Annotated in this window: 20 protein-coding genes and 2 pseudogenes; 15 read left to right on the top strand and 7 right to left on the bottom strand. The window is 60.5% G+C overall.

Annotation, left to right across the window (positions count from 1 at the left end; genetic code table 11):
• Nucleotides 1-6 precede the first annotated feature (6 nt).
• The 3 genes and pseudogenes from CWM61_RS05345 to CWM61_RS05335 all read right to left on the bottom strand — a co-directional run bounded on the left by CWM61_RS05345 (nt 7) and on the right by CWM61_RS05335 (nt 3142).
• Nucleotides 7-1659: pseudogene (locus CWM61_RS05345) on the bottom strand (MFS transporter).
• Nucleotides 1659-2090 carry a MarR family winged helix-turn-helix transcriptional regulator gene (locus CWM61_RS05340; RefSeq protein ID WP_100630850.1) on the bottom strand — a complete coding sequence of 144 codons (432 nt, stop codon included), beginning with the start codon at nt 2088-2090 and terminating at the stop codon, nt 1659-1661. The pseudogene CWM61_RS05345 and the gene CWM61_RS05340 overlap by 1 nt, the downstream one beginning before the upstream one ends.
• 137 nt (nt 2091-2227) lie before the next feature.
• Nucleotides 2228-3142 carry a LysR family transcriptional regulator gene (locus CWM61_RS05335; protein ID WP_100630849.1) on the bottom strand — a complete coding sequence of 305 codons (915 nt, stop codon included), beginning with the start codon at nt 3140-3142 and terminating at the stop codon, nt 2228-2230.
• 100 nt (nt 3143-3242) lie between these two features.
• Here CWM61_RS05335 and CWM61_RS05330 point away from each other — a divergent pair, with 100 nt between their 5' ends.
• The 7 genes from CWM61_RS05330 (at nt 3243) to CWM61_RS05300 (ending at nt 10726) form a co-directional block, all read left to right on the top strand.
• Nucleotides 3243-4241, top strand: a complete 999-nt coding sequence (locus tag CWM61_RS05330; protein ID WP_074386001.1) for an aldo/keto reductase — start codon at nt 3243-3245, stop codon at nt 4239-4241.
• Nucleotides 4242-4290: 49 nt separating this feature from the next.
• Nucleotides 4291-5478, top strand: coding sequence for an MFS transporter (locus tag CWM61_RS05325; RefSeq protein WP_023322524.1), 1188 nt, complete (start codon nt 4291-4293; stop codon nt 5476-5478).
• Nucleotides 5475-6539, top strand: a complete 1065-nt coding sequence (locus tag CWM61_RS05320; RefSeq protein ID WP_074385999.1) for an aldo/keto reductase — start codon at nt 5475-5477, stop codon at nt 6537-6539. Before CWM61_RS05325 ends, CWM61_RS05320 begins: the two co-directional genes overlap by 4 nt.
• 61 nt (nt 6540-6600) lie before the next feature.
• On the top strand, nt 6601-8085 hold the full coding sequence (locus CWM61_RS05315; RefSeq protein WP_074385998.1) for an FAD-dependent monooxygenase: 1485 nt from the start codon (nt 6601-6603) through the stop codon (nt 8083-8085).
• 2 nt (nt 8086-8087) lie between these two features.
• On the top strand, nt 8088-9293 hold the full coding sequence (locus CWM61_RS05310) for an acetyl-CoA C-acyltransferase (protein WP_061154766.1): 1206 nt from the start codon (nt 8088-8090) through the stop codon (nt 9291-9293).
• Between the two features lie 13 nt (nt 9294-9306).
• A complete protein-coding gene (locus tag CWM61_RS05305) occupies nt 9307-10092 on the top strand; it encodes an AfsA-related hotdog domain-containing protein (protein WP_074385997.1) in 786 nt (261 codons plus the stop codon).
• On the top strand, nt 10073-10726 hold the full coding sequence (locus CWM61_RS05300) for an HAD family hydrolase (protein WP_061154765.1): 654 nt from the start codon (nt 10073-10075) through the stop codon (nt 10724-10726). Before CWM61_RS05305 ends, CWM61_RS05300 begins: the two co-directional genes overlap by 20 nt.
• Before the next feature lie 66 nt (nt 10727-10792).
• Here the strand turns inward: CWM61_RS05300 and CWM61_RS05295 are convergent, their stop codons facing one another.
• Together CWM61_RS05295 and CWM61_RS29070 are read right to left on the bottom strand one after the other, a co-directional pair.
• The gene (locus CWM61_RS05295; protein WP_100630848.1) at nt 10793-12067 is read right to left on the bottom strand and encodes a Glu/Leu/Phe/Val family dehydrogenase; all 1275 of its coding nucleotides are present in this window, start codon (nt 12065-12067) and stop codon (nt 10793-10795) included.
• Between the two features lie 212 nt (nt 12068-12279).
• Nucleotides 12280-12426, bottom strand: a pseudogene (locus CWM61_RS29070) (hypothetical protein).
• 169 nt (nt 12427-12595) lie between these two features.
• On the opposite strand from CWM61_RS29070, the gene CWM61_RS05290 reads away from it, so the two are divergent.
• From CWM61_RS05290 to CWM61_RS05265, 6 genes are read left to right on the top strand one after another with little or no spacing between them, the layout of a single operon-like run.
• Nucleotides 12596-13801, top strand: a complete 1206-nt coding sequence (locus CWM61_RS05290) for a bifunctional succinylornithine transaminase/acetylornithine transaminase (RefSeq protein WP_100630847.1) — start codon at nt 12596-12598, stop codon at nt 13799-13801.
• Nucleotides 13802-13819: 18 nt separating this feature from the next.
• Nucleotides 13820-14842 carry an arginine N-succinyltransferase gene (gene astA, locus CWM61_RS05285; RefSeq protein ID WP_165785253.1) on the top strand — a complete coding sequence of 341 codons (1023 nt, stop codon included), beginning with the start codon at nt 13820-13822 and terminating at the stop codon, nt 14840-14842.
• Nucleotides 14833-16299, top strand: a complete 1467-nt coding sequence (astD, locus tag CWM61_RS05280; RefSeq protein WP_100630846.1) for a succinylglutamate-semialdehyde dehydrogenase — start codon at nt 14833-14835, stop codon at nt 16297-16299. The genes astA and astD overlap by 10 nt, the downstream gene beginning before the upstream one ends.
• Before the next feature lie 21 nt (nt 16300-16320).
• Complete coding sequence (gene astB, locus CWM61_RS05275) at nt 16321-17661, top strand: N-succinylarginine dihydrolase (RefSeq protein ID WP_074385993.1); 1341 nt, start codon at nt 16321-16323, stop codon at nt 17659-17661.
• A 10-nt stretch (nt 17662-17671) separates the two neighbouring features.
• Complete coding sequence (gene astE / locus CWM61_RS05270) at nt 17672-18667, top strand: succinylglutamate desuccinylase (protein WP_100630845.1); 996 nt, start codon at nt 17672-17674, stop codon at nt 18665-18667.
• Nucleotides 18668-18676: 9 nt separating this feature from the next.
• Entirely contained in the window at nt 18677-20107 is a 1431-nt protein-coding gene (locus tag CWM61_RS05265) for an amino acid permease (RefSeq protein ID WP_100630844.1), read from the top strand.
• 786 nt (nt 20108-20893) lie between these two features.
• Here CWM61_RS05265 and CWM61_RS05260 read toward each other — a convergent pair.
• Nucleotides 20894-22219: an MFS transporter gene (locus CWM61_RS05260; protein WP_100630843.1), complete on the bottom strand. Its 1326-nt coding sequence runs from the start codon at nt 22217-22219 to the stop codon at nt 20894-20896.
• Between the two features lie 381 nt (nt 22220-22600).
• Between CWM61_RS05260 and CWM61_RS05250 the strand changes: the two genes are divergently transcribed.
• Nucleotides 22601-23401: a YdcF family protein gene (locus CWM61_RS05250; RefSeq protein ID WP_100630841.1), complete on the top strand. Its 801-nt coding sequence runs from the start codon at nt 22601-22603 to the stop codon at nt 23399-23401.
• A 61-nt stretch (nt 23402-23462) separates the two neighbouring features.
• On the opposite strand, the gene CWM61_RS29065 is transcribed toward CWM61_RS05250, so the two are convergent.
• Complete coding sequence (locus CWM61_RS29065) at nt 23463-23600, bottom strand: hypothetical protein (RefSeq protein WP_165784132.1); 138 nt, start codon at nt 23598-23600, stop codon at nt 23463-23465.
• Between CWM61_RS29065 and aldA the strand changes: the two genes are divergently transcribed.
• Nucleotides 23599-25038 carry an aldehyde dehydrogenase gene (gene aldA, locus CWM61_RS05245; RefSeq protein WP_100630840.1) on the top strand — a complete coding sequence of 480 codons (1440 nt, stop codon included), beginning with the start codon at nt 23599-23601 and terminating at the stop codon, nt 25036-25038. The genes CWM61_RS29065 and aldA overlap by 2 nt on opposite strands.
• Nucleotides 25039-25058: the final 20 nt, after the last annotated feature.

Genomic DNA, 25058 nt, shown 5'->3' with positions numbered 1-25058 from the left:
TGATAATTATTTGCTGCCGGTGGCGCGTTTTAAGGCGATACGGGCGGTCAGTCGTAAGCGAATTAAGCGCCAGAAAACCCACACTAATGTGCCGGCGGAGATCGCCGCCGTCAGCAGATAGGTGTCATTCCAGGCGAGAATATTGGCCTGCAGTGTCGCGGCGTTTTGCAGCAAGGTGGTGGCCTGGACGTTAAGCAGGGTGCTGTCGCCGATCTGGCTCTGGTACATCTGGCTGTACTGCTGCAGCCGCTCGACGATCAGCGGGTTCAGAGTGGTTATCTGGTCCGCCAGCTGGCTGGAATGAAATTTTTCCCGCCAGGTCTGGAAGGTGCCGAGGATCGCCGACCCCAGCAGGCCGCCGATGTTCTGGCTCATGCCGAATAGCACCGAGAAGCTGACCAGGTTGCGCGGATCGGCAAACACGCCGCCAATGCCGGCGAGCATCGCCGGGGCCAGGAAGAAGGCGCTGCCGAAGCCAAGTAAAAACTGGCTGAACATTAATTGTTCCGGACGGGTGAGGGCGTTGGACTGGCTGTCGAGCAGCGAGGCTACCATGATCAGCGCCAGGGCGGTGGCGGTCGGCCAGTAGAGCTTCTGCGGGTTGAGCGTCAGACAGCTGGCGATGATCCCGCACAGAATGCCGGCGAAAATAGACCACGCGAGGTTAGTCATCTGTTCGTTTTGCAGGCCAACGTACTGCAACCAGCCGATGACCCCGGTGTTCTGCTCCGCCAGCACGATGCGGATTAGCAGCATAATCAGGCCGAGGCGTACGATGCTGCCGCTGGAGAGCCATTTGGTATTGAGCAGGGGATTGCTGCGGTTATGCTCAAAGGCGATAGCGGCGACGATCAGCACCACGGCGGCCGCCAGTGACCAGCCGATCCACGGCGCTTCAAACCACCACTCGAGCCGCCCCAGCGACAGCACGGCGCACACCAGCGCCATGCCGGGCGCCAGCAGAAAGAAGGTGATAAAATCCTTCTTCTCGAACACCTTTTTACGATCGCTCGGCGGCAGTTTCAGCGCGATGACGCAGGCCAGCGACACCAGCGCCAGCCCCAGTTCAAAGAAGTAAAGGCCGCGCCATTCATCGATCTGCAGCAGCTCGGTGGAAAAGAGACGCGCCAGCGGTATGGCCAGCGACGAGCCGGTGATGCCGATGGTCAGCCCTTTCAGGCGGTGGCGTGCGGGCCAGGCCTGCACCTGATAGTAGATCCCCAGCGAGCTGAGCGCTGCGGCCACCATGCCGTGGGCGGCGCGGACCATCATCGCCGAGCTGAGATCGTTGACGAACAGGTGGAAAAAGGTGACCAGTACATAGAGCACCAGAAAGCCTTCGGTAAAGGCGCGCAGCCCAAACTGCTGGCGAAATTTCACCAGCAGCAGGTTGATGGAGACGTTGGTCATGACGTACACCGCCGGCAGCCAGGCGATCTCGGTCGACCAGGCGGCGAAGGTGCCCTGCAGCAGCTGCAGGTTGGCGGTGACCACCGCGTTGCCCAGCGCGCCGGTGAGGCACACCAGCAGGCCGACCACGCCATAGGCGAGACGTTTCGCCGGGCTGTGCAGCGGCGTCGAGGGCGAGCCGAGCAGGGCCGGTTTTTCATGCGGCGCCCAGTCATGCGGGGCGTAGGGGTTACCCTGGCGACGGGGCATTATTTCTTCTCCACTTCGCGCAGCAGTTTTTCCAGCACCCGCTGAGTTTGCTCCCGCTCCTGCGGGGTAATCGCCGTCAGGATCTCTTCGCGCAGATCGTCCGCCACCGTTTTGACCTGCTCATACAGCGCCATTCCCTGCTCGGTGGCGACCAGCAGCCGCTTACGTTTATCTCTGACGGTGGTGACACGCTCCACCAGGCCGAGGGCGACCAGCCGGTTGATCAGCGGCACAATGGTCGGACTCTCTACCCCCAGCTCCTGCGCCAGTTCGCTTTGCGACAGCGGCTGTGGCTGGCGGGCAATGGCCGCGACCGCCACCCAACTGGCCTGGCTCAGGCCAAGGTCCTTTAGCCGACGGTTGACCGCCAGCCGCCAGTGATGGGCGGTGAGGTATAAAAGATGAGAGAAGTTTAGCTGTCGGTTATCCATAGGTCGTCTGCCAATATCGTTAGAGCTCTAACGAGTTTATGCCGGGCGACCGCCATAATTCAAGGCGAAGGAAAAAAAGTGGTTAACGGTATGTGCGTTTATTGTGGCAAATAGCGATGGGTTAACCCGCGAACCCTTTACTCACTGAGGATGTTCTTATTCTGCGCCATCACCCAGGTGATAAAGGCCCGTAGCGGCACCGGGATATGTTTCCGGCTCGGGTAGTAGACGCAAAAATGGTCTGCCGGATAGTGGTAGTCGGGTAACAAACGGACCAGACTGCCCGCGCTCAGCTGCTGCGTCACCAGCGACTGATAGACAAAGGCGATGCCTAATCCGCTCTCCGCCGCCTGGATCATCGCCGTATCGGAATCAACGACCAGATCGCCTCTGACCGAGACTTCGCTCGGCTCCCCGCTGGGGCTAATAAACTCCCAACGGTACTTTTCACCGCTGGGAAAACAGCGGTTGATGCAGCGGAAATTGACCAGCGACTGCGGGGTGTTGGGCTCTCCGGCCTCGCGGATATAGGCCGGGCTGGCCACCGGGATCAGCGACAGCTTCTCGCCAAAGGGGATGGCAATCATATCTTTGGGCACATCCTGCGAGTAGCGAATACCGGCGTCAAAACCGGACTCAATAATATTGACTTTCCGATCGGTGGTATACAGTTCGAGCGTCACATCGGGATAGGCGGTTTTAAAGGCAATAAAATAGTGTTGAAAAAACAGGTCAAGAACAATACGCGGTAAATTGACTTTCACCACGCCTTCCGGCGTCAGGCGATGATAATTCAGGCTGTCAACCACCCGGCGATAATCATTGACCACCGGCGTCATATTATTAAGAAATTCCTCACCCACGGCAGTTAATGACAAACTGCGCGTCGAGCGATTTAGCAGGCGCACGCCTAACTTTTCTTCCAGATGATTAATAGCGCTGGTGAGGGCCGGTGGTGAAAGATTTAATGCCCTGGCGGCCTGGCGAAAACTGCCATGTTTCACTATGAGTATTAATATTTCAATTTGTTGCAAATCCGGCAAGGTTTTCATTGTTAATTTCCAGCTAACACCGCGTTCGGAATAGATTAATTGTTATCAATGTAAAAGGGAAGTATATATTTAATAACATTCAGCACGTAAGGAAAATAAGGTGAAAACACGTTATCTCGGAAAAGAGAAGTTCCAGGTTCCCGCATTGGGTCTCGGGTGTATGGGAATGAGTTTTGCCTACGGCGGCGCCGAGGAGTCGCAGGCGATTAATACGATTCATGCCGCGGTGGACATGGGCGTGACCTTCCTGGATTCTGCCGAAGTGTATGGCCCTTTCGATAATGAAGTCCTTGTCGGGAAAGCGATTAAAGGTATCCGCGATAAGGTGCAGATTGCCACCAAGTTTGGTTTTCGAATTTTGCCGACCGGCCAGGGACTGGAACGCATGGCGGGCGTCGACAGCCGTCCGGAACATATTCGCGAGTCAGTGGAAGGGTCGCTGAAGCGGCTGAATATCGAGACCATCGATCTGCTCTATCAGCACCGCGTCGATCCGGCGGTACCGGTGGAAGACGTGGTGGGCACCATGGCCGACCTGGTTAAAGAGGGTAAAATTCGCCATATCGGACTGTCGGAAGTCTCAGCCCAGACGCTGCGTCGGGCCTGCAAGGTGCATCCGATTACCGCCGTGCAGACGGAATACTCGCTGTGGACCCGCGAGCCGGAGGCCGGTATTCTCAACGCCTGCCGCGAGCTGGGGGTGGGTTTTGTCCCATACAGCCCGCTGGGGCGCGGCTTCCTGACGGGAAAAATCACCGATCCTGGCGTCTTCGCTGAGGATGATTTCCGCCGCAATCTGCCGCGCTTCCAGGCCGAGACCATGCGCAAAAACCAGCTGCTGCTTGAGCGCCTGCAGCAGGTGGCCACGCGCTATGACGCGACGCTTGCGCAGATTGCCCTTGCCTGGGTCATGAGCAAAGGCGAGGATATTGTGCCTATCCCGGGGGCGAGAAAAATTGCCCATCTGCGTGATAATGCCGGAGCCGCGAATATTACCCTCTCTCCTGAGGATATTCTCACCATCGAAGATATTTTCACTCCCGATAACGTCACTGGCTTACGCTATAACCAGGGCGACTTTAACTTAATCGAAAAATAACTCCCTGAATACTATTCTCCCGCCGTCCTGGCGGGAGATGAGGTTACTTATGACTATTGCTGTTTCCCGTTCGGCGGGATTGCCTGCGGCAGTTTATGCGCTTTCCGTGGGCTCATTTGGTATTGGTACCACCGAATTTGTGATTATGGGATTATTACTTGATGTGGCCCATGATTTTCATATATCCATTACGCTTGCCGCCTGGTCTATTACCGCTTATGCCTGTGGGGTGGTGATTGGCGCGCCGCTCCTCACACCGCTATTAAGCCGCTACCCCAAAAAACCGGCGTTGTTATTTCTGATGATCTTATTTTCCATCGGTAATTTAGGTTGCGGTATTGCCGGTAATATGACCATGCTCATTATTTTCCGGGTAATAACCGCCTTAGCTCACGCCTCATTCTTCGGCATCAGTTCGGTCTATGCCGCGGAGCTGGCGCCGGTGGATAAACGGGCTTCGGCGGTCTCCGCCGTCTTTCTCGGCGCCACCCTGGCCAATATTCTGGGTGTGCCCCTCGGCGCCTGGGTAGGGCAATACCTTGGCTGGCGCTACACCTTCTTTATGGTCACGCTGATTGGCATTCTTTCCGCCCTGGCAGTCATTGCCCTGGTGCCCGGCCGTCAGGCCCAACCGGCGGTGCAGAGTCGGATCCGCGACGAGCTGAAGGTGCTGCGCCATCCGACGGTACTGCGCAGCCTGCTGATCACCGCGCTCGGGTTTTCCGGCGTCTTCGCCGCCTTTACCTACATTGCGCCCATGCTGAAAACCGTCACCGGGATGAGCGAACATCTCATTCCACCTGTGCTGGTGCTGTTTGGCGTCGGGATGGTCGCCGGGAATCACCTCGGCGGCCGCCTGACCGACGGTGGGGTCCGCCGGGCGCTGCTGCTGACCCTGGCCTTGCTTATCGTCGTCCTGTGCCTCTTTCCGTTCGCCATTCAGACGCTACCCGGCGCCTGCGCGGCGGTGTTTCTGCTGGGGGCGGCGATGTTCTCCACCATTCCGCCGCTGCAGATGCAGGCGCTGGACAGCAGTGAGACCGGCAAAAGCATGGTCTCCTCGTGCAATATCGCCGCCTTTAACCTCGGCAATGCCGCTGGCGCCTGGTTTGGTGGGTTGTTGCTCACCGCCGGCGTCTCCCTCTCGCATATTCCCCTGGCCGGTGCGTGCCTGACCGCCAGCGGATTTATTATCGCTAGTGTGACGTTGTCACCTTTAAAAGGAAGTCAAGCATGAAGTATCGGTATTTAGGTTCCACCGGGCTGTCGGTGTCAGAGCTCTGTTTTGGCGCCATGACGTTTGGTGAAAAAGGGGCCTTTCTCGGCGCGCCGGGACGCAACTGGTCGGAATTCGGCGTGGTGCCTGAGCATACGGCATACGATCTGGTGTACAAAGCGCTGGACGCCGGGATTAACTTTTTTGATACCGCGGACTGTTATAAAAATGGTCAGGGCGAAGAGCTGCTTGGCAACGCGCTGAAGGGGAAACGCCAGCAGGTGATTATCGGTACCAAAGGACGCTGGCAAACCGACCCCAATCCGAACGCGCTGGGGGCATCGCGCTACCATATTATTAATGCCGTCGACGCCAGCCTGCAGCGGCTGAAAACGGATTATATCGATATCTATCATCTCCACGGGTTCGATCCGCGCACCGCGCTGGAGGATACCCTGCGGACGCTGGATGCGTTGATTCGCGCCGGGAAAATTCGCTACATCGGGGTCTCCAACTATGCGGCCTGGCAGCTGGCGAAGGCGCTGGGGATCTCAGAGCGCCTCGGACTGGAAAAATTCTGCGTCTATCAGGGCTATTACAATATCGCCGCGCGTGAACTGGAACATGAGATTATCCCGCTCAGCGTCGATCAGAACGTCGGCATCACCGTCTGGAGCCCGCTGGCCGGGGGCTTCCTCACCGGTAAATACCCGCGTAATCAGGCGTTTCCTGAGGGCAGTCGGCTGGCGAACGCCACCCCGTTTGAGTCGGCGCCGATCGCCAATCGCGAACAAGCCTGGCAGACTCTGGAAGTGATGCAGGAGATTGCCCGTCAGCGCAACGCCAGCGTGGCGCAGGTGGCGCTCAACTGGTTGCGTACCCGCCCGGGGATCACATCGCTGGTGATCGGCGCGACCAAACTCGTCCAGCTGGAGGATAACCTGGCGGCACTGCACTGGACGCTGAGCGACGAGGAGGCGGCGATCCTCAACAGCGTGAGCGAAAAAGAGAAGCCTTATCCCTACTGGCATATCTGCAATGTCGCCGGCGATCGCCGTCTGGCCGACGATATCTACCCCTAACTCACCCTGCACCCAGGCAACACGCGTATGCCCCCTCGGGGGCATACAGAGAGGCTCGATCGTGAAAAAAGTACTCATTGTTGGCGCCGGCCCGGTAGGGTTAATCATTGGCTGCTATCTGAATAAGTATGGAATTGATTTTGATATTATTGATAAAAATACACACAGCACCACCTGGTCCAAAGCGCTGAGCGTCAGTCCGGCGACGATTAAAGCCTTCCACGGCTTAGCCCTTGCCGGGGAACTGGTCGCCCAGGGCAAGCAGGTTCAGTCAATTTACGCCTGGTATAAAAACCGCAAATTTCTGCACATCGATAACCGCCATCTCCCCACCTGCTATCCCTTCCATGTCAGTATCCCGCAGCCGCGGACGGAGAAGATCCTTGAAACGGCGCTGGCCGAGGCCGGGCAGCAGGTGAAACGCGGGCATCAGCTGGTTTCCTGGCGGCGGGAGGAAGGGCGCTATCACGTCTCTCTGCTCGACGATGCCCGCCGGGCCTGTTCCGCCACTTATGACTATATTATCGGTGCCGACGGCGCGGCCAGCACCGTTCGGGAGCTGGCCGGGATTGGCTTTAGCGGCCATGATTACCCGCTGCATTTTGTGATGGCGGACGTGCAGTTCGCCAGCGCGGCGACGCTCCCGGGAACCTCTTACTATATTGACGAGCAGGGCTTTCTGATCTTTCTGCCCATGCCGGACAATCAGGTCAGGATCGTGATTAAAAGAGCCGGCCGATTACCGTCGCCGCGTCCGGTGCCGGATCTGCAGGAGATCAATGTGGCGCTGGCGCGCTTCTGCCCCGAGGTTCCTCCGGCGCAGGCGCTGACCTGGTCCTCCAGCGCCAACTTCTATAACCGGATCGCCGATGACAATCTGCAGCACAATATCATGCTGGCGGGCGATGCTTTCCATCTGTTCAGTCCGATTGGCGGGCAGGGGATGAATACCGGTATTCAGGATGCGATTAACCTGGCCTGGAAGCTGGCCTTTTACCTGCATGGCGTCGCCAGCGACCGGCTGCTGGGATCCTATCGCACCGAGCGTTTCGCCGCGGTGAGCGGCGTGCTGCACGCCACCGATCACGATACCGGCCTGATCGCTGGTCTGGTGCCGAAAAATCATATCGACGCGGTCTACTTTCCGGAGTTTTGCAACCGTCACTATTATCGCCACCAGCTGCCGCTGCAGTACGCCGGCTTTGCCGCGCCGCAGAGCGCTCACCCGAACGGCCTGATGGGCCACCATGTCCCGTGGTACGTCTTTACCTCGCCGCAGGCGAGGTTTCGCAACAGTTATGACACCTTCGCCAGCGGTAAGGTCGTGGTCTTTTCCGCACGCGTCGACTGTCCTCCCTTATCCCGCCTGAAACATAGCGGCTGGTTTATATTCTGCGCCCTTGACCCGGCGGACGAGGCGTTTCTTGAGGCGCTACAGATTGGCCGCGATGACTATGCGGTGATCAATCCCGATGGCTATGTGGGCTTTACCGGCAGCGAAGCCGGGACATCGCAGTATCTTTCCTCGCTCTACGTAATGGAATAATCATGAATAAAGTGTATATCGTCGCGGCCTGCCGTACGCCGGTGGGGCGCTTTCTTGGCGCCCTGAAAACGGTCTCTGCGGTGGAACTGGCCGCGCTCACCGTCCGCCACAACCTGCAGCAGGCCGGGATTGACCCGGCGTGGATTGACGAAGTGATCTGCGGCAGCGTCCTCTCTGCCGGACAGGGGATGGGGCCGGCGCGTCAGGTTGCGCTGCGGGCGGGGATCCCGGTGCAAAAGCCGGCTTACACCCTGAATATGATCTGCGGTAGCGGCATGAAAAGTATTACCGAGGGGGCGATCCATATCCAGAGCGGTTATGCTGACCTGGTCGTCGCTGGTGGGATGGAAAACATGAGCCAGGCGCCGTTTTTGCTGCGGGGAGAGATAAGGGGCGGCATGAAATTTGGCGCGTTCAGCAGCGAGGATCTGATCCAGAGCGATGGCTTAACCGATCCGCTGTTGCATATTCCGATGGGGGAAACGGCGGAGGCCATCGCCGCGCATGAGCAGATCTCGCGCGCAGAACAGGACCAGTACGCGCTGGACAGCCATCAAAAAGCCTCCGCCGCCAGCCGCGCCGGCCATTTTGCCGAGGAGATCGTGCCGGTGACGGTCAGCGCGAAGCGGGGCGTCAGCGTGGTCCGCGAGGATGAGCAGATCCGCCATGACCTTAGCGCCGACCAGCTGGCGGCGCTGAAACCGGCTTTTCGTCGCGACGGGAGCGTCACGGCGGGCAACGCCTCGGGGCTGAACGACGGCGCGGCGTCAGTGATCCTCGCCTCGGCACGCGCCGTTGCGCAGTACGGCCTGCGGCCGCTGGCTGAGATAGTCTCCTTCGGCGAGGGCGGTGTCGACCCGGCGATGATGGGGCTTGGGCCGCTGCCGGCCATGACGTGCGCCCTGCGCCGCGGGCGGTTTCAGCTCAGCGATATGGCGCGACTGGAAATTAACGAAGCCTTTGCCGCGCAGGTGCTGGGGGTGGTCAAGGGGCTGGCCCGAGAGCATCAGATGACGGCGGAGGAGATAGCCGCCCGCCTGAACGTCAACGGCGGCGCGATTGCCCTCGGGCACCCGCTCGGCAGTTCCGGAACCCGGATTGTCGTGAGCCTCCTGCACGCGCTGCGCCGGGAGAATAAACCGACCGGCCTGGCCTCGCTGTGTATCGGCGGTGGGATGGGTATTGCGTTAATTGTGAAAACGATCTGAGGAGACAAGCGCCATGGAAAAATTAATTGTGGTGGGTGAGAAATTTACCGATTTTGCCCGGCGGCATCAGCATGTGCTGACCGTCAACGAGTTTGAGCGTTTTGTCTGGAGCGGCGAGCTCGCCGGCGTCGATAAAATCGTCATTGGTCAGGGCGTGCAGCTCGACGACATCTCCCGCACGGTCTGCATTATTCGTCAGCACTATCCGGATAAAATCCGCCAGATCGTCAATCTGCAGGATCTCTATTATCAAAACAACCGCGATCATCAGCGGCTGGTGCATAAACGTAAAAAAGAGAACATCCTCATCACCTCGCCGGAAAAACGCGATGAAGATAGCTATTGCGCGCGTCTGATCCTGCAGGACGCCTCGGAGCTGCTCTGCGACCACCAGACCGGGCAACACATCCAGGGGATGGTGCTGATCGAGGCGGCGCGGCAAACCATCATCGCCACCTCGGAGAAATTTCTGCTGGCGGAGGCGGGCGTGGCGATGGACGAGAAGTACTTCACGCTGAGCTCGCTGCAGGTGGCTTTTTCCAGCTTTGTTTTCCCGCTGCCGGTGACCATTGTGCTGAATGTGGTGTCGCGCAAAAGCTCAGCCCACGGCCGCTTTACCTGCGAGTGTTCGGTCGGTTTTGACCAGACCGGCACCCGCAAAGCGGAAGTCGGCTTTAGCTTCAGCGTCTATGACCTGAACTACATTACTCGTAAGGAGTGTGAGCAGGCGGCGCTATGCCATCAACATTATCTGGTCAGTATTGAGCAGGGGGACGGGGATGAGCATCGCCTTTTTTGACGTGGATGAAACCCTCATCAACGGCAAGAGTATGTTTCTGTTTCTGCACCGCTATGCCTGGGAGTATCCGCTGCAGTGCGGCCTGACTGCCGCAGCGATTGTCCAGATGGTGCAGGGTCTCAGCAGGGCAGGCAGTTCGCGTGAGGCGATCAATCGCTACTACTATTCGCTGTTTCGCCATGAGCCGCGCGCCCAGGTACGGGCGGTCGCGGAGACACTGTATCGCGAAGGTGGATATGGTTTTCACCGTGAGGTGGTGGCGATCCTCAAGCAGCATCAGGCGCGGGGGGATGATGTGGTATTTGTCTCCGGGTCAATGACCGACATTCTCTGGCCAGCGATGGCGGCGCTGGGGGTGGAGCATGCTCTGTGTTCAGAGCCAGTAGTGGTTGACGATCACTATACCGGGGAACTCTGGCGGACCGCCATTGGCGAACATAAGGCGCTGCATGCCCAACGCTACGCGCAGGAACAGGGCCAGCCGTTAGCGGCGTGCTATGCCTTTGGGGATCATATCTCGGATCTGCCGTTGCTCGCGCTGGTTGGGCACCCCTGTGCGGTCAATCCGTGCGCGGCGCTGCTGGCGGAGTCGCAGCGTCGGGGATGGCCGGTGCTGTGGTCCACCGGCAGCTGACGGTACGATAGCGAAAAAAAGGGGGGCGGCACTACGCCACCCCCCTGATTCAGTCCCTGACGGGGATCAGCCCGGGTAGATGCCGCGGTCTTTACGCGCCATCAGGATGCGCTCGCAGGCCACGATATAGGCGGCAGTACGCAGCGTACACGCTTTCTCGGCGGCTTTATCGCAGACGTGAATGATGGCGTCGGTCATGATGCGGTCCATCTTGGCGTTGATCTCCTCTTCGCTCCAGAAGAAGCTGGCCATATCCTGCACCCACTCAAAATAGCTGACGGTCACCCCGCCGGCGTTGCAGATGACGTCCGGCACCACGATCACACCGCGTTCAGCCAGTACGTCGTCCGCTTCCGGATAGGTTGGGCCGTTGGCCCCTTCCAGCACCAGTTTGCAGCTCAGCTTCTCAGCGCGCTCGCGGGTGATTTGCCCTTCCAGTGCCGCCGGGATCAGGATGTCCATCGAGGTGGTCCAGAAAGCGTCTTTATCGATCTCCTGGGCGCCCGGGAAACCGGCAATCTGCTTTTTCTCCGCCTGCCAGGCGGTGAGGGCGGCCATATCAATTCCGCCTTCGTTATACAGGGTCGCGGTATGATCCTGAATGACCACCACGCGGGCGCCGACGCCGGCGAACAGGCGGGCTGCTTCGCTACCGACGTTACCAAAGCCCTGCAGCGCCACTTTGGCGCCTTCAATTTCGATACCGGCGCGACGAGCCACTTCCCGGCCGGTGACGAATACGCCACGCCCGGTGGCCTTTTCACGGCCGAGGGAGCCGCCGAGGTGGATCGGTTTGCCGGTGACCACGCCGGTGATGGTGGTGCCATGGTTCATGGAGTAGGTGTCCATCATCCATGCCATCACTTTACCGTTGGTGCCGACGTCCGGCGCCGGGATATCTTTCTGCGGCCCGATAATAATGCCGATTTCGCTGGTGTAGCGGCGGGTCAGACGCTCCAGTTCACCTTCTGACAGTGAGAAGGGGTCGACGCGAATGCCGCCTTTGGCCCCGCCGTAAGGAATATTGACCGCGGCGCACTTAATAGTCATCCAGGCAGAAAGTGCCATGACTTCGTTGAGATCGACATCCGGATGGTAGCGAACACCGCCTTTACCCGGTCCACGCGACAGATTGTGCTGAACGCGATAGCCCTCGAAGTGGCGGATGGTGCCGTCGTCCATTTGCACAGGAATGTCGACGATCAGCGCACGCTTCGGATGGCGCAGGGTTTCCACCCAGTAGGCAAGATCGCCGAGATAAGGCGCGACACGGTCGATCTGGCGCAGGTAGGTGGTCCAGGGAGATGTACTACTTTCGGATGCGTAAGATAACTTTTCCATAAGAGTCCTGTTTCTCAGTGTTATTTATGTCGTGTAAAACCGTGGAATAGCTACAGCAGTAAACTCTGTGCAATGAATGGTATCACCAATTTTATAAAGCGGTATTTGACGGCAATTCCGATTTTTAAATTTTTGTTAGATTTTTTATTTTTTAAGTGAATAACTACGCACGCCAACCACCTGCAAGCTGTGCATTTTAATTCACTTTTTATTCACTTAAGTGCATAGAAAAATATTTTTTCTATGTTTTTCATTATCTTGATGATCTTCAAAAAGTGAATAAATTGCTTCCACCCGTATTGACAATCTTATTGTTCACAGGCCAGCATTAGCCCACACAACAACATGGCGTTAACCATGAATTAACAATTACCCGTAAAATAAATAGGGCTTATTTTTCCTGTGGTGAATATTTTTGCCATCACAGCGGGCGCACTCGTGCCCAAAATAAGCCGAGGGTCAGGGTTAATGTCGATTGTCCAACGCGGCGGGAGCGTTTTCCGTCGTCTTACGTTCCGGAGATGAATGATGTCAGGCACTATGACTCGCGAAGATTTTGACGCTTACCTGGTTCCCTGTTTTGCCCCCGCGCCGTTTATTCCGGTCAGGGCGGCGGGCTCCCGCGTCTGGGACCAGCAGGGGAAAGAGTATATCGATATGGCGGGCGGCATTGCGGTGAACGCCTTAGGCCATGCCCATCCGGCACTGGCCCAGGCCCTGCAGGATCAACTGGCGAAGCTGTGGCATATCGGCAATGGCTATACCAACGAGCCGGTGCTGCAGCTGGCGAAAACCCTCGTGCAGTCGACCTTTGCCGATAAGGTGTTTTTCTGCAACTCCGGCGCCGAAGCCAACGAGGCCGCTCTCAAACTGGCACGGAAATACGCTCACGATAAGTTTGGTGGTGAAAAAAGCGAAATCATCGCCTTCAACCATGCCTTCCATGGCCGGACGCTGTTCACCGTCTCCGTCGGCGGCCAGCCGAAATATTCCAGCGATTATGCTCCGCTGCCGCAGGGCATTACCCATCTGCCCTATAACGATATCGAGGCGGTCACCGCGGCCATCTCTTCACGCACCTGTGCGGTGATCGTCGAGCCGATCATCGGCGAAGGCGGCGTGATACCCGCTGATCCGGCGTTCCTGCAGGCGCTGCGCTCCCTCTGCGATCGCCATCACGCGACCCTGATATTCGATGAGGTGCAGACCGGGGCGGGCCGTACCGGCCATCTCTACGCCTACCAGCACTACAACGTCGTCCCGGACATCCTCACCAGCGCCAAAGGGCTGGGGGGCGGCTTCCCAATCGGCGCGATGCTGGCGAAAGAGGCCTGGGCGCAGGTCTTTCAGCCCGGCACCCATGGCACCACCTTCGGCGGCAACCCGCTGGCGGCGACCGTCGCTAACGCCGTGCTGGCCCATCTCGATGCGCCGCTGCTGGCGGGCGTTGGCGAGCGCCATGCGCTGATTGTTGACCAGTTGAATGCGATCTCTGCCCGTTACGATGCGTTCAGCGCAGTGCGCGGCACCGGTCTGCTGATCGGCGCTGAGCTGGCGGGGCCGCTGCGCGGCAAGGCCAAAACGTTGACCAACCTGGCGGCGGAAGAGGGGCTGATCGCCCTGATTGCCGGCCCGGACGTGCTGCGCTTCGCGCCGGCGCTCAATATCCCGCTGGCGGATATTGCGGAAGCCTTCGTGCGCCTTGATCGCGCCGTTGCTCGCTTAACCCGCTAACCGGGAGGACGGCCTGTGATGCTATTTCGTCCCGTACGGGAAAACGATCTCGACGACATCGTCCGCCTTGCCGCGCGGGCGGGGGTCGGCATGACCTCCTTACCGCATGACGTCGAGCGCCTGGCGGCCCGGATCCGGCGCAGTATCGAGACCTTCGCCGGCGAACTGCCGCGCGGCCAGCAGGGTTTCCTGTTTGTACTGGAAGACACCGCGCTGGCGCGGGTGGTGGGGGTGAGCGCCATTGAGGTCGCGGTAGGCCTGGACGAGCCGTTTTACAATTTTCGCATTCAGAAAACGGTTCGCGCCTCGAAAGCGCTGGGAGTCTATAAGCCTCAGGAGCTGCTTAATCTCAGCTATGACCACACCGGGCACAGCGAACTGTGTACGCTGTTTCTCGACCCGGCCTATCAGCGCAACCGCAATGGTCTGCTGCTCTCCAAGGCGCGCTTTTTATTTATCGCCGCCTTCCGCGAGTGGTTTTCCCCGCACCTGTTTGCCGAACTGCGCGGCTGCAGCGATGAGCAGGGGCAGTCGCCGTTCTGGGATGCGCTGGGCCATCACTTCTTCGACATCCCGTTTGCCGATGCCGACCGGCTGACCGGCACCGGCATGAAAACCTTTATTGCCGAACTGATGCCGGCTTACCCGATCTATATCTCACTGCTGCCGGAAGCGGCCCGCGAGGTCATCGGTCAGGTGCATCCCAATACCGCCCCGGCGCGGGCGATCCTCGAGAAAGAGGGATTCAGCTGGCGCGGCTCGGTGGATATTTTCGATGCCGGTCCGGTGCTGGAGGCGAACACCGATCAGATCCGCGCCGTGCGCGACAGCCAGTGCCTGCCGGCCCAGCAGCTGATGGGCACCCTGCCGGCGCCGACGCTCGTCGCCAACGGTCAGTTCGACAACTTTCGGGCGCTGCTGGTGGCCCACGAAGAGCAGGTCTCACTGGATGCCGCCGCGCTGGACGCGCTGCAGGTCAGTGAAACCGACCGCGTTTATACGGTAACCCTGAATCCAGAGGAAAACAGATCATGGCGGTAAAAGCACAGTTTATAGCCGGGCAGTGGCAGGCGGGCAGCGGCGCAACGATGAGCAAACTGGCCCCGGAGGATCAGTCGCTGCTGTGGCAGGCGGCCAGCGCGGGAGCCGACGACGTCCAGACGGCCTGCGCCGCGGCGCGCGCGGCGTTTTACCCCTGGTCGCACCGGCCGCTGGCCGAGCGTATTGCCGTGGTGGAGCGTTTTGCCGCGCTGCTGGAGACGCATAAAGAGGCGCTGGCGACCCTGATTTCCCGGGAGACCAGCAAGCCGCTGTGGGAGACCCGCACAGAAGTGCAGGCGATGATCGGCAAGGCCGCGATCTCCATCGAGGCCTATCACCAGCGGACGGGCTTTCACGAGTCGACGCTGCCGGACGGAAAAGCACAGCTGCGCCACAAACCGCACGGTGTGATGGCGGTCTTTGGCCCCTACAACTTCCCGGGCCACCTGCCCAACGGACATATTATTCCGGCACTGATTGCCGGGAACACCATCGTGTTTAAACCCAGCGAGCTGACGCCGGCCACCGCCGAAATGACGGTCCAGCTGTGGCAGCAGGCGGGCGTCCCCGCCGGGGTGATTAATCTGCTGCAGGGCGGAAAAACCACTGGCCAGGCGCTGCTGGAAAATCGTGATATCGACGGCGTGCTGTTCACCGGCAGCGCGGCGGCGGGTTTCCACTTCCATCGCTATTTCGGCGGCCAGCCGGAGAAGATGCTGGCGCTGGAGATGGGCGGCAACAACGCGCTGATCGTCGCCGACGTGGCCGATGTCGATGCGGCGCTGCATGTGATTATCCAGTCGGCGTTTATCTCCGCCGGACAGCGCTGCACCTGCGCGCGCCGGCTGATCGTTCCGCGTGGCGAGCAGGGGGATGCGCTGCTGCAGCGGCTGGTCGCGGCCAGCGCGCAGATCCGCGCCGGCAAATGGGATGACCAGCCGGCGCCGTTTATGGGCGGGGTGATTTCTCTCGACGCCGCGCAGAACATGCTGGCGGCGCAGCAAAAACTGGAGGGGCTCGGCGGCAAGGTGCTGCTGCGCATGCGCCAGCCCGACCCACGTTCCACGGTACTGACGCCGGGGATCGTTGATGTCACCGGTATCGACGTGCCGGATGAAGAGTACTTTGGCCCGCTGCTGACGGTTATCCGTTATGACGGCTTCCCGGAGGCCATCCGCCTCGCCAACCAGACCCGCTATGGCCTGGCCGTCGGGCTGATCTCCAGCGATGCGGCGCAGTTTGACCAGCTGGCGGACGAGGCGCGGGCCGGGATCGTCAACTGGAACAAGCCGCTGACCGGCGCCTCCAGTAAAGCGCCGTTTGGCGGGGTGGGCGCCTCCGGCAACCATCGCGCGGCAGCGTGGTACGCCGCCGATTACTGTGCCTGGCCGATGGCCTCTCTGGTCAGCGATACGCTGACGCTTCCGGCGACGGTATCGCCGGGCCTGCCATTCTGATAACGGATCCTGTGAGGACATATGTCTGGTTTTGAAGCAAACTTTGATGGCCTGGTCGGGCCGACGCACCACTACGCCGGACTCTCCGTCGGCAATGAAGCCTCGCAAAATAACCGCGATGGTCTCTCTAACCCTAAAAAGGCGGCGCTGCAGGGGTTGTATAAAATGAAAGCCCTTGCCGATCGCGGATTCGTGCAGGGCATTCTGCCGCCACAGCCGCGGCCGAATCTGCGTCTGCTACGCGAACTGGGTTTCCAGGGCAGCGATGAGCAGGTTATCCAGCAGGCGGCCCACGCGGCGCCGCAGCTGCTCTCCGCCTTCAGCTCCGCCTCGTCGATGTGGACCGCCAACGCGGCGACCGTCTCACCGTCGGCGGACAGCGCCGATGGCAAAGTTCATTTCACCGTCGCCAACCTGAACAATAAGCTGCACCGTATGCAGGAGGCGCCCACCACCTCGGCGATCCTGGGCGCCACGTTCGCCGATCCGCGCTACTTCGCCCACCATGCGGCGCTGCCGCAGCATGGCGACCTCGGCGATGAAGGGGCGGCCAACCATAACCGCTTCTGCCGGGAGTATGACCGGCAGGGGGTGCAGTTTTTTGTCTACGGTCGACGCGCCAGCGGTGGGATCGCCCCGGTGAAGTATCCGGCGCGGCAGACCCTCGAGGCCAGCGAAGCAGTGGCTCGCCTGCATCAGTTGGATCCGCGCTACACGGTGTTTGCTCAGCAGGCGCCGCAGGCTATCGATCGCGGCGTGTTTCACAACGACGTCATTGCGGTCAGCAATCGCCATGTGCTGTTCCACCATCAGCAGGCGTTTGTCGATCAGGCGACGGTGCTGGCGACGCTGCGGGCTAAAAGCGACAGTCTGGATATCCCGTTCACCAGCGTGGAAGTGCCGGACGAGCGGGTGTCGCTTGATGACGCCGTGGCCTCTTACCTGTTCAACAGCCAGCTGCTGAGCAAACCTGACGGCAAGATGCTGATCGTGGTCCCGGAGGAGTGCCGTCAGCGGGAAAACGTCTGGCGCTATCTGAGCGACCTGGCCGCCGACAGCGCATCGCCGATCGATGAAGTGGCGGTCTTTGATCTGCGGGAAAGCATGCGCAACGGCGGCGGCCCGGCCTGTCTGCGGCTGCGGGTGGTGCTCAACGAGGCTGAACGCCAGGCGGTCAACGCGCATAGCCTGATGAACGACGAGCGTTATCAGCAGCTGACGGCATGGGTGGAAAAACACTATCGCGACCGGCTGCACGCCCGCGATCTGGCGGACCCGCAGCTGCTGCGCGAGGTTTATCAGGCGCTGGATGAGCTGACGCAGATCCTGCGCCTGGGTGCGGTCTATGATTTTCAGCGTTAAGGAGCGGCAGATGGAGCACCTGGTTAACGATTTACTGCACTGCCGCCTGCAGGAGTGGACCTTCCCGGCGGGCATCGAGGCCCGCTGGCTGGGCGAGGGGATCCTGCAGTTGCTGCCGACGGCGCCATGGCGCCAGGCGACGATCCTCTCCGCGGGCGTGCATGGCAATGAGACCGCGCCGACGGAGCTGCTGCTGCAGTTGACCCACGATCTGAGCCAGGGGCGGCAGCCGCTCACTCAGGCGCTGCTGATCGTCTTTGGTAACCTGCCGGCGATCCGCGCCGCGCGTCGCTATCTGCACAACGACCTGAATCGCCTGTTCGGCGGCCGCCATCTGGCGGTCACCCCGGGGAATGAGTCGCGGCGGGCTTTTGCGCTGGAGCAGGCGGTGCAGGCCTTCTATCGCGCCGCCGATGCGGCGGGTCCGGTCAACCGTAGCCATCTCGATATGCACACCGCTATTCGCGGGTCGCTGTATCGCCAGTTTGCGCTGCTCCCGGCCCACGCGGGGGATTTTTCGTCCGGCTTCTATCAGCTGTTGCAGGCCAGCGGGATGGACGCCATCGTGCGCCATACCGAAGCGGGCGGCACTTTCACCCATTTCACCTGCGAAAAGTTTGCCGCGCAAAGCGCCACCCTGGAGCTGGGGAAAGTGATGCCGTTCGGCGCCAACGATCTCAGCCTGTTCGCCGCCACCGACGCGGCGATCCGGGCCTGGATTTCTGACGCGCCGCTGCCGCCGCGCGACAAAGCGCCGGTGGACTACTTCCTGGTCGAGGAGAGCATCATCAAGCGCGAGGGGGAATTTACGCTTAACCTCGCGGCCAACGTTGAGAACTTCACCGCGCTCCCGGCGGGATACGAAATCGCTCGCCAGGCGGAGACACGGTGGGTGGTGCAGGCCCGGGCCCCCTATATCCTCTTTCCCAACGCCGGGGTTGCCACCGGTCAGCGCGCCGGGCTGCTGCTGCGCGCTGCGGCCCTTCGCCTCCCACAACCAGCCTGAGGAAACACCATGACTGAACATCAACATCAGGCGTCACCTGCCGCCGGAGGTGAGGACGCGTCACAGCTTAAACGCGGGCTCGGCGCCCGCCACATTCAAATGATTGCCCTCGGGGGCGCCATCGGCACCGGGCTGTTTATGGGGGCGGGGCGCAACATCGCCGTCGCCGGCACCTCGATTCTGGTTATCTACGTGCTGGTCGGGTTCTTTACCTATATGGTGATGCGGGCGATGGGGGAGCTGCTGCTCACCCGCCATGACTACCGCTCGTTTGCCGACTTTGTCGGCGAGTATCTCGGGCCGCAGGCGAGCTTTTACCTCGGCTGGACCTACTGGCTAAGCTGGGTGGTGACCTGTATCGCCGACGTGGTGGTCTGCGGGAGCTATATGCAGTACTGGTTCCCGGAACTGTCGGCATGGATGCCGGCCCTCAGCATGCTGGCGATCCTGTTCCTGCTTAACCTGCTGTCGGTGAAAATGTTTGGCGAGGCGGAGTTCTGGTTCGCCCTGATCAAGGTGATCACCATTATCGCCCTGATCTGCACTGGCGGCTGGATGATTGCCACCGGCTGGACTTCCCCGGACGGCGTGACGGCTTCTCTCAGCCATCTTACCGACCCGACGGCCTTTATGCCTCACGGTATCACCGGTTTTTTCGCCGGCTTCCAGATAGCGATCTTCTCCTTTACCGGCATTGAGCTGCTGGGCACCATGACGGCGGAGACCCGCGATCCGCAGCGCATTTTGCCCAAGGCGATCAATGCTCTGCCGCTGCGGATTATCATCTTCTATCTGCTGTCGATGGTGGTGATTATCGCCGTCGCCTCCTGGCCGGGGGTGTCGGCGGAGACCAGTCCGTTCGTGACGCTGTTTGCCAAAGCTGGGCTACCTGCCGCCGCGGCGGTGATTAACTTCGTGGCGCTGACCTCGGCGATGTCCTCGGCCAACAGCGGCGTCTTCTCCAGCACCCGCATGTTGTACGGCCTGTCGGTGGAGAAGCACGCGCACTGGCAGTTTCGCATCCTGTCGCGCAATACCCGCATCCCGGTGCGTAGCCTGCTGTTCTCCTGCTTCTGCATGCTGATCGGCACGCTGCTGCTGTTCCTGGTGCCGAATGTGATGACCCTGTTCACCATCGTCTCGACCCTGGCGGCGATTATGGTGGTGTTCAGCTGGGGGATGATCCTCGTGGCTTATCTGGTCTATCGCCGTCAGCGTCCGGACCTGCACGCCGGGTCGAACTTTAAGATGCCTGCCGGGGTGGTGATGAGCTGGGTGAGCCTGCTGTTCTTCGCCTTCGCCATCTTCATCATGATCTTTGACCCGGACACGCTGCTGGCGCTGTTGGCTTCTCCACTGTGGTTTATCGCGCTGTGGGGCTTCTGGAAGCTGAAGCAGCGGCGCGAGGGGCAGCTGACGCTGGACAACCAGAGCGCCTGACACTCGCCGACCAACCTGGCCGGCTAAGCAGGAGGTGAAGACTGGACGTCTGTTTGTGCCCGGTGGCGGCTGGCGCCTTACCGGGCCTACTGTCTTACCGGATCTGGGATGAGCGGTTTCTCCCGCGGCGTGATCCCCCCGTAGGCCCGCGCAAGCGCAGCGCCGCCGGGCGGGATAGTCGGCTCCGCAGCGGCTTTACTGCCCGGTAGCGGCTGGCGCCTTACCGGGCCTACTGTCTTACCGGACCTGGGATGAGCGGTTTCCCCCGCGGTGTGATCTCCCTCTGTAGGCCCGCGCAAGCGCAGCGCCGCCGGGCGGGATAGTCGGCTCCGCAGCGGCTTTACTGCCCGGTGGCGGCGGGTGCCTTACCGGGCCTACATGCTTACCGGACCTGGGATGAGCGGTTTCCCCCGCAGTGTGATCCCCCTCTGTAGGCCCGCGCAAGCGCAGCGCCGCCGGGCAGGATAGTCGGCTCCGCAGCGGCTTTACTGCCCGGTGGCGGCGGGTGCCTTACCGGGCCTACATGCTTACCGGACCTGGGATGAGCGGTTTCCCCCGCGGAGCGATCTCCCCTGTAGGCCCGCGCAAGCGCAGCGCCGACGGGCGGGATACTCAGCTCCGTAGCGGCTTTACTGCCCGGTGGCGGCTGGCGCCTTACCGGGCCTATATGCTTACCGGGCCTGGGATGAGCGGTTTCCCCTGCGGCGCGATCTCCCTGTAGGCCCGCGCAAGCGTAGCGCCGCCGGGCGGGATACTCGGCGCCGTAGTAGCCCGGGCGGGCGGCGGTTAGACGCTTTGCGCGCGGGAAGGGGCCGCACCGGGCGCGGACTTCATCCGGCTGGCGCAGAAAATTGCCAGCAGCGAAATCACCACCGTAACGCCCAGATAAACGGCCACCGGCCGCCAGTCCCCGTCATATTTCGCCAGCAGACCGGTGGCGATAAGCGGCGCGGTGCCCCCGGCCAGCGCGGCACCCAACTGGTAGCCGAGGGTGATCCCGGTATAGCGCACATTGGCGCTGAAAATCTCAGAGCACAAGGTGCCGAGTACCGCAGTTACCGGCGCCCACAGGATGCCGAAGGCCACGACCGTCGCCAGCATGATGCCCCAGCTGGTGCCGGTGTCGAGCAGCAGGAACCACGGGACGATAAACAGCCCCAGCAGCACCACGCTTAGGGTGTACATTTTTTGCCGACCCACCTTGTCTGACAGCAGCCCCATCAGCGGGATCATCACGGTGGCCACCAGCGCGCCCAGGGTCACGGATTCCAGCGCCTGCGACTTCTGGTAGCTCAGGGTGGTGGTGGCATAGCTGACCACAAAGGTGGAGAAGATATAGAATGGGGCGGTCTCCACCACTTTCAGACCGGCGGCAATCAGCACTTCCCGCCAGTGGTGCTTGAGCGTTTCGCGCAGCGGAGCCTTTGCCACCTGGCCGGATTTTTTCACCTGCTTAAAGGCGGGCGTTTCGTCGATATCTTTGCGGATCCACAGGCCGAGAAAAACGAGGACGGAGCTGAGCAGGAACGGTATACGCCAGCCCCAGGCGAGAAACTGTGTCTCGTCAAACAGGGTCATCAGCGAGACGATAAACGTCGCCATCAGCATGCCGATGGTCACGCCGGCCTGGGGAATGCTGCCGAAAAAGCCTTTCCGCTTTTCCGGCGCGTATTCGTAGGCAAGCAGCAGCGCACCGCCCCATTCACCGCCGATACCCATGCCCTGAATAATGCGCAGGGTAATCAGCAGGGCGGGCGCCCAGAGGCCCACCATCTCATAGGTGGGAAGCAGGCCGATCGCCACCGTGGCGCTGCCCATCAGCGACAGGGTCAGCACCAGCGTCTTCTTGCGGCCGATGCGATCGCCGATATGAGCGAAAATGACGCCGCCGATGGGGCGGATAAAAAACGTCAGCGAGAAGGAGAGCCAGGAGAGGATCAGGCCGATGACCGGGTCGACCATCGGAAAGAAGATTTTGTTGAACACCAGCGCGGCGGCGGTGCCATAGAGAAAATAATCGAACCATTCGATGGCGCTGCCTGTCAGGCTCGCTATCAGGACCTTCTTGTTTTTCTGCAGAATGGATGCAGTGTTGTCTTGTGGATTGCTCATTACGAAACGTTCTCCCGCCACGGTAAATAGGTCAGGTGTCACTCTGTGTAAGCAGGGTGCAACCTGGTGTGAAAAAGGTTGTGTAATTGTTAAGCAAATTAGGGTTGAAGGTTACAATTGGCAAGTTCATCGCTGGCAAACTGGGCGACATGGCGAGGTTTGGTGTGGTGTAACCGCGACGCTATTTTTTATTTTCCACCTGATTTTGCTGTTTTTTGTTATTTTCATAGTGAGTTGTTCAGGTGCAACCCGCCTGTTTTTAGATGTTTCTTGTTATTTCAAAATGGTTACAAATCGACGCCGCTTTGCGTCCCGCGAGGCGGCGTTTATGATGGCGAATGCATCCTCTCCGATCGGCTGAGAGGGGATTAAGGAGACAGAATGGCAGAACAATTTCCCCCGTTGTCGGCGGCGACGCTGGCGGCGGCTAACCAGGTCGGCGCCTGGCTGGCGCAGGACGATCTGGCGACGCTGCCCGCGCTGCCGCAGGTGGACGTGGTGGTGCTGGCCGGCAACGCCGTGATCCCGACCATCGACGCCGCCTGCCGGCTGGCGGCGGCGCAGGAGGTCCCGCTGCTGATCAGCGGCGGCGTGGGGCATTCTACGGGCTTTCTCTACGAGGCGGTGCGTCAGGACAGCCGCTACCGTACGTTGCCGGTGGAGGGGCGTCCGGAAGCGCATATTCTGGCCGATATTGCTCATGACTACTGGCACATTCCGCGCTCGCGGCTGGTCGTGGAGGACCAGTCGACCAACTGCGGCGAGAACGCCCGTTTTACCCGTACAACGCTGGAGAGCCGGGGGATCCTGCATCGTCGCGGGATCGTCATTCAGGACCCCACCATGCAGCGGCGAACCATGGCTACCTTCGCCCGCGTCTGGCAGGGGGCGACGACGCCGCCACAGTGGCTGAGCTTTCCCGGCTGCTCGCCGGTGCTGGAGCAGACCGATGGCCAGCTGAGGTTCGCGGGCGGCGGGGCGGGGCTGTGGCCGGTCACTCGCTACCTGGCGCTGCTGCTGGGCGAGCTGCCGCGCCTGCAGGATACGCCTGAAGGATACGGTCCGCGCGGGAAAGACTTCATTAGCCACGTCACCTTCCCGCCTGAGGTCCTCGATGCCTGGCGACAGCTGCGGGAGGACGCCCAGCTTGCCGGGGCGCTGCAGGCCCGCACCCTCGGCTAAAAACTGCCCGTTTGCGGCAAATTTGTCGCAAACGGGCAGTTTGTGTTATTGAAATGTAACCTCAATCGGGCATTTTTGGCCCGGTTTTATGAATCAGCTCACAGAACTGCGCCAACGTGCTGCGAAGCCACGGCTTATCCGCCCGATATTTAACAAAAAAATTACTTGTTAAATACAAACGCACTACAGGAGCAGCCATGACAGCACCCGTTCAACACCAAATGTATATTGATGGCCAGTTCGTTTCCGGTCGCGGCGACGGCTGGATCGACGTGCTTAACCCGACGACCGAAGCGCTGCTGTCGCGGATCCCGGACGGGACTGCTGAAGAGGCGCGGCTGGCGATTGACGCGGCTGAGCGCGCCCAGCCCGCCTGGGAAGCACTGCCGGCCATTGAGCGCGCGGGCTGGCTGCGCAAGATTGCCGCGGGTATCCGCCAGCGTGCTGAAGAGATTGCCGGGCTGATCGTGGCTGAAGGCGGCAAGATCCAGCAGCTGGCGGCGGTGGAAGTCGCATTCACCGCGGACTATCTCGACTATATGGCGGAATGGGCGCGCCGTTACGAAGGCGAGATCGTGCAGAGCGATCACCCGGGAGAGAGTATCCTCGTCTTTAAACGCGCGCTGGGGGTGACCACCGGGATCCTGCCGTGGAACTTCCCGTTCTTTCTTATCGCCCGCAAGCTGGCGCCGGCGCTGATCACCGGGAATACCATCGTCATTAAGCCCAGCGAATTTACGCCCAATAATGCCATCGCCTTTGCCGAGATTGTCCATCAGGTAGGGTTGCCGAAAGGGGTCTTTAACCTGGTGCTCGGCCGCGGGGAAACCGTTGGTCAGGAGCTGGCCGGCAATCCGAAGGTGGCGATGGTCAGCATGACCGGTAGCGTGGCGGCAGGAGAGAAAATCATGGCCGCTGCGGCGAAAAATATCACCAAAGTGTGCCTCGAGCTCGGCGGCAAAGCGCCTGCCATTGTGATGGACGATGCGGATCTGGAGCTGGCGGTGAAAGCGGTAGTGGACTCACGGGTGATTAACACCGGACAGGTGTGTAACTGCGTCGAGCGGGTCTATGTTCAGCAGGGCATTTACGACCGCTTCGTCAACCGCCTCGGCGAGGCGATGAAGGCCGTGCAGTTTGGCGACCCGGCGGCGCGCGATGACATCGCGATGGGGCCGCTGATCAACGCCGCGGCGCGGGATCAGGTGGCGGGCAAAGTGGCGAAGGCGGTGGCGCAGGGGGCACGGGTGGCGCTGGGCGGCCAGCCGCTGGAGGGCAAAGGCTATTTTTATCCGCCGACCCTGCTGCTGGATGTGCGTCAGGAGATGGACATTATCCACGAGGAAACCTTCGGGCCGGTGCTGCCGGTGGTCGCGTTTTCGACCCTCGATGAGGCGCTGGCGATGGCCAATGACAGCGACTATGGCCTGACCTCCTCGATCTATACCCGCGATCTGAACGTGGCGATGAAGGCGATTAAGGGACTGAAGTTCGGCGAAACCTATATCAACCGGGAAAACTTTGAGGCGATGCAGGGTTTCCACGCCGGCTGGCGCAAATCGGGGATCGGCGGCGCTGATGGCCGCCACGGGTTGAATGAGTACCTGCAGACCCAGGTGGTCTATCTGCAGGCCTGAGGCACTCAACACAGAACGGC

The organism is Klebsiella sp. K-Nf6 (assembly GCF_002806655.1).
Lineage (GTDB): Bacteria > Pseudomonadota > Gammaproteobacteria > Enterobacterales > Enterobacteriaceae > Klebsiella > Klebsiella variicola.
This window is presented reverse-complemented; position numbering and strand designations above follow the sequence as displayed.

Excerpts from the sequence above, each read along its gene's own strand:
- CWM61_RS05250 (WP_100630841.1), top strand. The coding sequence starts at position 22,601 with ATGGCAGAACAATTTCCCCCGTTGTCGGCGGCGACGCTGGCGGCGGCT.
- CWM61_RS05260 (WP_100630843.1), bottom strand. The coding sequence starts at position 22,219 with ATGAGCAATCCACAAGACAACACTGCATCCATTCTGCAGAAAAACAAG.
- CWM61_RS05295 (WP_100630848.1), bottom strand. The coding sequence starts at position 12,067 with ATGGAAAAGTTATCTTACGCATCCGAAAGTAGTACATCTCCCTGGACC.
- CWM61_RS05265 (WP_100630844.1), top strand. The coding sequence starts at position 18,677 with ATGACTGAACATCAACATCAGGCGTCACCTGCCGCCGGAGGTGAGGAC.
- CWM61_RS05320 (WP_074385999.1), top strand. The coding sequence starts at position 5,475 with ATGAAGTATCGGTATTTAGGTTCCACCGGGCTGTCGGTGTCAGAGCTC.
- CWM61_RS05300 (WP_061154765.1), top strand. The coding sequence starts at position 10,073 with ATGAGCATCGCCTTTTTTGACGTGGATGAAACCCTCATCAACGGCAAG.
- astE (WP_100630845.1), top strand. The coding sequence starts at position 17,672 with ATGGAGCACCTGGTTAACGATTTACTGCACTGCCGCCTGCAGGAGTGG.
- CWM61_RS05335 (WP_100630849.1), bottom strand. The coding sequence starts at position 3,142 with ATGAAAACCTTGCCGGATTTGCAACAAATTGAAATATTAATACTCATA.
- CWM61_RS05340 (WP_100630850.1), bottom strand. The coding sequence starts at position 2,090 with ATGGATAACCGACAGCTAAACTTCTCTCATCTTTTATACCTCACCGCC.
- astD (WP_100630846.1), top strand. The coding sequence starts at position 14,833 with ATGGCGGTAAAAGCACAGTTTATAGCCGGGCAGTGGCAGGCGGGCAGC.
- astA (WP_165785253.1), top strand. The coding sequence starts at position 13,820 with ATGCTATTTCGTCCCGTACGGGAAAACGATCTCGACGACATCGTCCGC.
- CWM61_RS05290 (WP_100630847.1), top strand. The coding sequence starts at position 12,596 with ATGTCAGGCACTATGACTCGCGAAGATTTTGACGCTTACCTGGTTCCC.
- astB (WP_074385993.1), top strand. The coding sequence starts at position 16,321 with ATGTCTGGTTTTGAAGCAAACTTTGATGGCCTGGTCGGGCCGACGCAC.
- aldA (WP_100630840.1), top strand. The coding sequence starts at position 23,599 with ATGACAGCACCCGTTCAACACCAAATGTATATTGATGGCCAGTTCGTT.
- CWM61_RS29065 (WP_165784132.1), bottom strand. The coding sequence starts at position 23,600 with ATGGCTGCTCCTGTAGTGCGTTTGTATTTAACAAGTAATTTTTTTGTT.
- CWM61_RS05325 (WP_023322524.1), top strand. The coding sequence starts at position 4,291 with ATGACTATTGCTGTTTCCCGTTCGGCGGGATTGCCTGCGGCAGTTTAT.
- CWM61_RS05310 (WP_061154766.1), top strand. The coding sequence starts at position 8,088 with ATGAATAAAGTGTATATCGTCGCGGCCTGCCGTACGCCGGTGGGGCGC.
- CWM61_RS05305 (WP_074385997.1), top strand. The coding sequence starts at position 9,307 with ATGGAAAAATTAATTGTGGTGGGTGAGAAATTTACCGATTTTGCCCGG.